This window comes from Oligoflexus sp. (assembly GCF_035712445.1).
Classification (GTDB): Bacteria; Bdellovibrionota_B; Oligoflexia; order Oligoflexales; family Oligoflexaceae; genus Oligoflexus.
On record NZ_DASTAT010000120.1, the window covers coordinates 20,787 to 28,452 of the forward strand.

Genomic DNA, 7,666 nt, shown 5'->3' on the forward strand with positions numbered 1-7,666 from the left:
GATAAAGGAGACTATGCCCCATGATACGAAAACTGCTTCTGGCCGCTCTCATGATGTTCGCAGCCGTACCCGCAGCCCGCGCCGCAGCCCCGGGCCCCTTCGGCCTGGGCATAGTCCTGGTGGATCCCACGGGCCTCAGCGCCAACTACTATTACGAAAAGCAGCGTAGCATCTCAGGTGCCCTCGGCTGGAGCAGCGATCATTTGCGCCTGAATGGGGATCACCTTTGGTACCGCCGCGACATCATCGTGATCGACCGCACGCCGATCGATCTTTACTACGGTGTCGGCGGCCGCTTCTATCAGCATGAAAAACGCAATGGCGACAATGAAAGCGAGATCGGGGTCCGCTTTCCCATCGGCGTCGCCTATATCTTCCGCAAAATCCCGATCCAGCTTTTCGGAGAACTCGGCCCGGCCCTCATCATCGTCGATGACTCGGCCTTCATCATAGATGTCTCACTCGGGGCCCGCTATTACTTCTGAGCCGTCCTGCGCGTGGCCCCGGCCGGGGTCACCTCAAACGCCCGCGAACACCCCGCATAGCCTTTTATTTTCCCGGTCAGGATTTGCTTGCCGTGCCCCTGATGGCAAAGTCGGTAGCTTCCTGCTGCCACGCTTTCATCTGTAACCCAGGTGATCGTTATCTGACTGTTCGAAATCCCGTCCCGCTTCCACTGATAGAAGGTATCAGGATCCCAATCATAACGAATCGGGTTCCACCGTCCATTCTCCAGCTTTTCCACGGTCAATAGCGTGGTATCCCGTCCTTTCAGACTGCTATTGGGATGCGCGCCCCAGAACTGCACCTGAATACGCTCCCCTGCCGAATAAGATGGGGCGGCATCGTCCTTCACATCACCCCAATTTTTACCGATCGGAGCCGTATCAAATAAAACCCCAGGTTTTAAAATCAGCTGCTGATCCGATAGATCCGGCGGCAGTTTTCCGGGATCCACAGAGCGCCCATCCCGCAGAGCTTCACCCAGCTCACTATAAATTTGCGTATAAGCCGCCAAAGTCCAGGGTCCAAAGAGAGTCGAACCCCCTTCATAATTCTGGGTGCTGTATTCCTCGCGCGTCGTCACATAATGCAGGTATTCGTTGGCCAAGGCCGAGATCACCACATACTTCACGCCGGCCGGAGCCATGATATCCAGGATGGCTTTCTTTAAACGCCGCCCGGCCATGGTCGTAATTTCGGAAGGCGTGGCCACGACCACGAGCTGCCCGATTCTCAGCATCTGAAAGGGCGCAATGCGGGCTGTCCACGGATGCGGCCTCACAAAACCTGTGGGCAGAAGGATCACCTTCTCCGCATGACAGGCCTGTTCCTCGGGCATCAGGGTAATCTTCGGCCAGCTGTCACCATAAACCGTACCCTCTTTGAAAATACTCAAAGGCTGCCCATTTTCAGTTCCCGCTGCAAACGCCACGCCCAGCGCCCCATTGCAGGTCTTTTGCGGCCCCTGCCCCGTGAATGCACCGGCAACGTCATGATAGGCCATATCCACGAAGGAATGCACGGCACTCACAGGTCCTGTGATAGGTTCACTCGCATTCTGATAAAGCTCATAAGCTTTGTTGAACTGGGCCGCTGCCGACGCGGCATTCCGCGGATAGCCATCGACATCCCCCGGCACAGGATGCGAGACATCATAAGGACTGATGTCGCCGGAATTCGCCTGCACGAAACCTGCGATGAACTCGCCACTCTTAAGATAGGTGGCCCCCATTGTCTTCTCAAAAGTATAAGCGGCAAGTCCCTTGTTGTCCCCGCTCACAAACTTATTGCTGAGCGGCAGCGAAACACCATGAACGGCAAACCAATTGAACGAAGCCAAAGGCCGTCCGGACTCTGCCACGACTTTGATTTGAATCATTTCAGGATCAGATGGCTCAGCATAAAGACTGTGATCGCTATTCGCCGCATACGCTTCCGGCGAACGATTGAATTGAACGCCCGGCAGCTCGCCGCGACTGATCCAAAGATTCGCCGGCTCTTTCTGCCGCCAGGCTTGGACCAAAGATCGCACCGTACCGGCTACGATCGCTTCAAAATTCGCCCGGCTATAGCCGAAAGTCGTCACGTTATAAAGCGCGTGATGTGCATAGCCACCCGGCCCCGAGTGAGTATGCGTCACGCTCAAAAGCAGATTCCGATGATCAAAAACCCCGGGAATCTCCTTTTGAAGTTGATCCAGCACGGCCTGCTTCACGCCGTGGAACATCAGGGCCTGGTCGGCGATCACCATGGCGACCGGCTCCTGGCCGCACGCATTGGCAATCACCAGCGCACGACTCCGCAGGCGCATATGCAGCCCCTCGCCCACCTGCCCCAAATCCGCGTAGCCCAGCATTCCGAGTTCCGCCACAGGACCAGTGATATCGTCCTGCGCGGCTCCGATTTGATAGCCTTCCTCCGCGCAGGCCCCGGCCGCGCTTGCCGTTCCCGCAAACATTCCAAGACCAAGACTGAAGGCGATGGAAACAATAGATTGTCGCATGGTAAAGCCCCCGTTTGTGAATATCACACATATGGACAGACGCCAGCTCCTCGAAACGAGCGAGACAGAAAGAGGCACCTGAAGCAGATTCCCCCAGGTGCCCGCAACCATTCATTTGTGAGCTTTTGTTCGCCTGAGAATAGTGATCCAAGTGGGCCACGGGAATCGAATTTTTGTGACTTGCTCTGGCCCCGGGCCCGGACCTATACTCCCCCTCTTTTCACTCTCGCTTTGTCTTTGGTCGAAGCTTTGGTAAAACTGGAAGGTGGGTTGCATAAAAGCCCCTAGTGATCTCCAGCGAAAGGGTCGGCTATGGATGCCAAAACATACTGGGACCAGCATTATACCGAAAAGACGTTTGCCGCGGGCAAAGCCCCCAACCCCTTCCTGGTCGAGATGCTGCCACGCCTCGAAAAGGGCAAGGTTCTGGACATTGCCATGGGCGAGGGCGTGAACGCCGTCTATCTTGCGCAAAAAGGTTTCCAGGTCAAAGGCTTTGATATCAGCAAGGTCGCGGTGGAACGGGCGAAAACCCTGGCCCGCGATACGGGTGTGGCCATCGAAGCGCAGACGGCTGACCTTGATCTTTATCTCTTCGGCATCATGGAATACGACAGCATTATCATGACCCGCTTCCGCCCTTCGGTGTCGCGCTACTACACGAACATCATGAGCGCTATGAAGCAGGGGGCCACGCTTCTGATCGAATCGCTCGGCGTTCCCGAAATGCCCGAGGCGATTCCGACGTCTGAATCCTTCCGTAACCTTTATTATTCGTCCAATGAGATCCTGCGCGAGATCAAAGGTCTTCGCATCCTTTTCTATCAGGAAGGGCTGGTCGACGGCAAACATGTGGTGCAGTGTCTCGCCCAGAAGCCGCATGACAAGGATGCCGCGAAGTTGAAGCTCTTCGACATGTCGACCAAGGGCAAGGACCTCGAAAGTTCCAAGCATTTGGAGCTGGCGGAAAAACTTTTCAAGAAATGAACGCGTGAGTCCGTCCCGAAAATATATGCAGGAGTCTTGTGTCTTGAACACGGATCTTGCATAGGGACTATGCGTTCTTATTTTTCTTGGAAAGGATATCCCATGAACTATCGACTCCTAAGCGCTTTGGCCGGTTTACTCGCAGCGCCCCTCGCCTTCGCAGCCCCCCAGGTCTTGATCACCAAGTCCAATGCTACAGGCTTCACCTTGCCGGAATATACCCGCTTTGAAACCTGTGAAGTCTTTTTCCATCAGGTCGTGATCACCCAGCGCTTTGGCTCCTCGGAAGAGCTGGGTTTCACCAAACGCGAAGTGCGCCCCATCCGCCTGGACAAGGGTTTTGAAAAGGTGTTGGAAACGGCAGCCACTGAAGAGCTGGTGAAGAACGATAACTTCCTTTGCGATGCCCCTTCGACCACCGTACAATTCCGCGGTGAACCCGAAGCCCAGGTCCTGTTCGCCAGCGGCGGCTGCGGCAGTCCCCGTCTGGAACGTCAGGGACCGGCCGCGCGTATGCTGCGGGAATTGATCGATCAGTACTGCCCCGTCACCAACGATTATGGCCGCCGCTAACATCCGTGAAGCCGCGGCCTCGGATCACCGGGCTGCGGTTCAAAAATCCATACGCCAGGTCCAAATTTTTTTTTGAAAGACCTGTCGAAAAGCGGCCACGCTCTTCGACTAAGGGGCAGAAGCAGGGCCACTGGTGGCCCCGGATTCCCAACCCTTGGAGATTTCATGAAAAAAGTTTTGGCGTATATCCTGAGCACCCTTCTGGCCCTGATCACCTTGATTCTGATCCTGGCCGCCTTCCAACCCACCGAGTGGACTGTGGAACGTTCGGTTCTGATCGATGCGCCGCGTGAAAAGATTTGGAGCATCGTGAGCGATCTGAATCGTTACAGCGAATGGAATCCCTATGCGCATCTGGATCCTGAGGCGCGGATTACAGTGGAAGGCCCTGCGGCAACCGTGGGATCGAGCTATGCGTGGGACGGCAATCAATCAGGCGCCGGCCGCATGACTACGGTGGCGATCCAGGAAGGGAAGCGCCTTGATTTTCGGCTGGATTTCCAGCGTCCCATGGCTGTGACCAATGATGCCTCATTCATCCTGGGTCCCGAGGAAAGTCCCACGAAGATGACCTGGGCCATGCACGGACATCACAGGGGTTTCACCGGCCTTCTCAGCCGCGCCATCCATCTTTTCGTCAGCATCGACGCTTTGGTGGGCCAACAGTTTGATTCCGGCCTTGCGACCCTGAAGGGGCTGGCTGAAGGATCGGCGACAGCGCCTCGTAACAATCTGTAATCCATACCTATTTCAAAAGCCTCAGGCCCTCTTGGGGCCTTCCCTCCCGGCACTCTTACTTCTAGGGACGGCTTGATATTTCCCGCTCAGATTCGCAGCTAAACAGTCGAAACCAATATGCGAAATCCGAAGCTCCGGGGTATACAATGTCCATCCGTTCCAAAGCGATCGCCCTTATCCTGACCACCATGATGGTCTTTCTCACCTGTCTCTTTCTGGTTGCGGAATATGTTCTCATGGAACGCTTTCAGACGCTTGAAAGTCGCGAAGCGCACAATAATATTGAACGCGTGCGCAACGCCATCCATCTGGAATTCGATTTTTTGAAGGCCAAGGCCGCAGACTGGATCGCCTGGGATGATGCCTATGCCTTCGTACAAAATGGAAACAATGAATTTCGCGCCGCCAATCTCTTCGATCAAAACGGCGCCAACATGAAAGTCAATTTCCTTCTTTACTTCAATCAGGAAGGCGAGGTTGTGGGTTCCTTCGCTTGGGACCTTGAGCATGAAAAGCCCTGGCCCATGCCTGCTGAAGTCCTGAATTTTCTGCAGCCCGGCGCGCATTTTCTGAATCACGAATCCGCGGATGACATCAAAGCAGGCTTCGTCTCGTTTCCGCAAGGGCTCGCCTTTGTCGTCTCGGGACCTGTTGTTCCCGGGGACAAGAATGGGCCTATTCGCGGCAGCATGGCGATCGTCAAACTCCTGACGCCAACGATGGCCGCACAGCTGGAAGAGCTGACCAAATTCAAGCTGAAGTTTCTCGTTCGTAAACCGGACCCAGCTGCGGATGCCGACTGGAAGCGGGAGACCCAGCTCACCTCGGGACACACGACTGTCACCCATGCCGTGAATGATGATCTTCTGGAAGGTCTGACGCTCTTCGACGACTGGAGTGGTGAGCCGGTCATGCAGCTCACCGTTCTCTTCCCTCGCGAGATCATGCAGCAGGGCCGCGGCACGATCCAGGATATCCTCTTGGCTCTCGGAGGTTTCGGGCTTCTTTTCTCGCTGATGCTCATCCTCGTTCTCAATAAGGGCGTTCTGAATCGGGTTTTTCGCCTGGCTCATGATGTGGGACGCATCGACCTGCATCATAGTATTCGCACCCGGGTTGACGACGCGGGACGCGATGAACTGAGCGAACTGGCCAAAGCCATCAATCGCATGCTTGATGCGATCGCCCGGCAGCACAGGAATATGGAGGCCATCCTGGATCACGTTCCGACCGGGCTTCTGCGCTGCGATGCGCAGGGCAAAATCCAAAGCGGCTATTCGCAGTCCTGCGCAAGGATCCTGCAGCCAGCGGGCGGCGAGGCCCCACCCTCATTCGCCCAGCAGGTGATTTGGGACGTTCTGGGCCTGAAAGGTCGGGACGCGGAATCTTTCCGTCTTTTCTATCAGCAAATCTTTGATATCGAATGGCTCGCAAGCGACATGCTGACGAATCTTCCGACCCGAATTCAATTTGGAACCAGGCATCTTGCCCTCGAGGCCTCGCTGGTTCGAACGGAAACGGGGGCCATTGACAGCATCCTCTTCAGCATCGCGGACGTGACGGCCTTGATCGAGGCTGAGCTGGAAAACGCCCAGCATCTGTCGCTCTTGCGAATTCTCAGAAATCGCGATCGTTTTCGTGATCTCTGCCAAAGGCTGTTTGACTACGACCCGCAATCAGGTCTTATGGAAGGCCGCCGCATCCTGCATACATGGAAAGGCGAGTTCGCATCATTCGGCATCAAGGGGATTGCGAGCCAGATTCATCAGATCGAAGAAGACCTTCGGACGATCGACGGCCTCCCTGCTCACGTCAAGACCATCCAGGACAGCGTCCATCAGTTTCTTGTCAGGCACGCGGAAATCCTGCATCTGAATCCTGGCGAGCTGCGAAAACGCATGCTCTCGATTGATGAGCAGAGCCTCAAAGATCTGGACATTCAGCTGCAAAGAGCCTCTGATCTGCGCGAGGTCGCGTCTGTCTATAAAAACTTTCTGGAAGCCACCCTGCAGGAAGAAGCCGGCAAAACCTTCGCCTTCTTACGCGACAGCGCCCTGGAGCTGGCGATGCGGCTGAACAAGAAAGTCAACGTGCTGGTCCGGGGCGATCAGGTGCGCCTGCCGCTGCAGTATGGTGAAGTGCTTCATGGACTTCTGCATCTGATCCGCAATGCGCTGGATCATGGCCTTGAGCCCCCTCATGAAAGGCAAGGCAAATCCCCTCTTGGGACCCTTTCGATTGAAGCCCAGGAGAACCTTCAGGATCTGACCATTATCATCCGCGATGATGGACGTGGGATTGACCCGAACCTTGTCAAGGAAGCGGCTCTGGCCAAGGGGCTTTGCACTGAAGAGAAATGGGCGCTTTTAAGTCCCGAGCAGCAGCTTGAATTCGTTATGCTGAACGGCTTTTCCACGCACCGTGAGGTGACGGCGATTTCCGGACGCGGCATAGGTCTTGATGTAGTCGCATCAAGCCTGAAAAAATATGGGGGCAGCATGCACATCGCAAGCCAGCCGGGCCTTGGAACCACCATCACGATACGTCTGCCGCGTCTTGCATCCCAGCACCTGACGCAGGCTGCGTGAGAGGACCGATGCCACGCTTGGGAGCGTTCATAAGCATCCTCGTTCTGACTCTGACGCTGCTGACCCAGGCGCTCGGAGCCACAGCTCCTTTCGCGCAGAAAATGGCCCAGGAAATCCCTTTGCTCCTGGATGATCCCAAAGCCCTCCGCCTGTCGCTGGAGAAGCGTCTCACCACCGACGAGCTATCGACCGAGACTCGACAGGCTCTCCTTCTGACCCAGCTCTACCTCTCGGTGATCACGGAAGATATTGAACTGGCCCAGGCCACAATCCC

The 7,666-nt window shown here is 55.7% G+C and carries 7 protein-coding genes; 6 read left to right on the forward strand and 1 reads right to left on the reverse strand.

Translation table 11 applies throughout. The features are described 5' to 3' along the window. Positions 1-20: 20 nt before the first annotated feature. Positions 21-485, forward strand: a complete 465-nt coding sequence (locus tag VFO10_RS25685; RefSeq protein WP_325144866.1) for a hypothetical protein — start codon at positions 21-23, stop codon at positions 483-485. On the opposite strand, the gene VFO10_RS25690 is transcribed toward VFO10_RS25685, so the two are convergent. Further along, complete coding sequence (locus tag VFO10_RS25690; protein ID WP_325144867.1) at positions 476-2,506, reverse strand: neutral/alkaline ceramidase; 2,031 nt, start codon at positions 2,504-2,506, stop codon at positions 476-478. The genes VFO10_RS25685 and VFO10_RS25690 overlap by 10 nt on opposite strands. Positions 2,507-2,818: 312 nt before the next feature. On the opposite strand from VFO10_RS25690, the gene VFO10_RS25695 reads away from it, so the two are divergent. From VFO10_RS25695 to VFO10_RS25715, 5 genes are all read left to right on the forward strand, one after another. After that, positions 2,819-3,493: a class I SAM-dependent methyltransferase gene (locus tag VFO10_RS25695; RefSeq protein WP_325144868.1), complete on the forward strand. Its 675-nt coding sequence runs from the start codon at positions 2,819-2,821 to the stop codon at positions 3,491-3,493. A gap of 102 nt (positions 3,494-3,595) precedes the next feature. Further along, on the forward strand, positions 3,596-4,066 hold the full coding sequence (locus VFO10_RS25700; protein WP_325144869.1) for a hypothetical protein: 471 nt from the start codon (positions 3,596-3,598) through the stop codon (positions 4,064-4,066). Between the two features lie 165 nt (positions 4,067-4,231). After that, entirely contained in the window at positions 4,232-4,804 is a 573-nt protein-coding gene (locus tag VFO10_RS25705) for an SRPBCC family protein (protein WP_325144870.1), read from the forward strand. Between the two features lie 146 nt (positions 4,805-4,950). Continuing rightward, the gene (locus VFO10_RS25710) at positions 4,951-7,392 is read left to right on the forward strand and encodes a CHASE4 domain-containing protein (RefSeq protein ID WP_325144871.1); all 2,442 of its coding nucleotides are present in this window, start codon (positions 4,951-4,953) and stop codon (positions 7,390-7,392) included. Between the two features lie 8 nt (positions 7,393-7,400). Then, a partial coding sequence (locus tag VFO10_RS25715) for a hypothetical protein (protein WP_325144872.1) occupies positions 7,401-7,666 on the forward strand: 266 nt, incomplete at its 3' end.

What these genes read in the sequence shown, in the direction of transcription:
- VFO10_RS25690 (WP_325144867.1), bottom strand. Translation starts at nt 2,506, where the DNA reads ATGCGACAATCTATTGTTTCCATCGCCTTCAGTCTTGGTCTTGGAATG.
- VFO10_RS25700 (WP_325144869.1), top strand. Translation starts at nt 3,596, where the DNA reads ATGAACTATCGACTCCTAAGCGCTTTGGCCGGTTTACTCGCAGCGCCC.
- VFO10_RS25710 (WP_325144871.1), top strand. Translation starts at nt 4,951, where the DNA reads ATGTCCATCCGTTCCAAAGCGATCGCCCTTATCCTGACCACCATGATG.
- VFO10_RS25685 (WP_325144866.1), top strand. Translation starts at nt 21, where the DNA reads ATGATACGAAAACTGCTTCTGGCCGCTCTCATGATGTTCGCAGCCGTA.
- VFO10_RS25705 (WP_325144870.1), top strand. Translation starts at nt 4,232, where the DNA reads ATGAAAAAAGTTTTGGCGTATATCCTGAGCACCCTTCTGGCCCTGATC.
- VFO10_RS25695 (WP_325144868.1), top strand. Translation starts at nt 2,819, where the DNA reads ATGGATGCCAAAACATACTGGGACCAGCATTATACCGAAAAGACGTTT.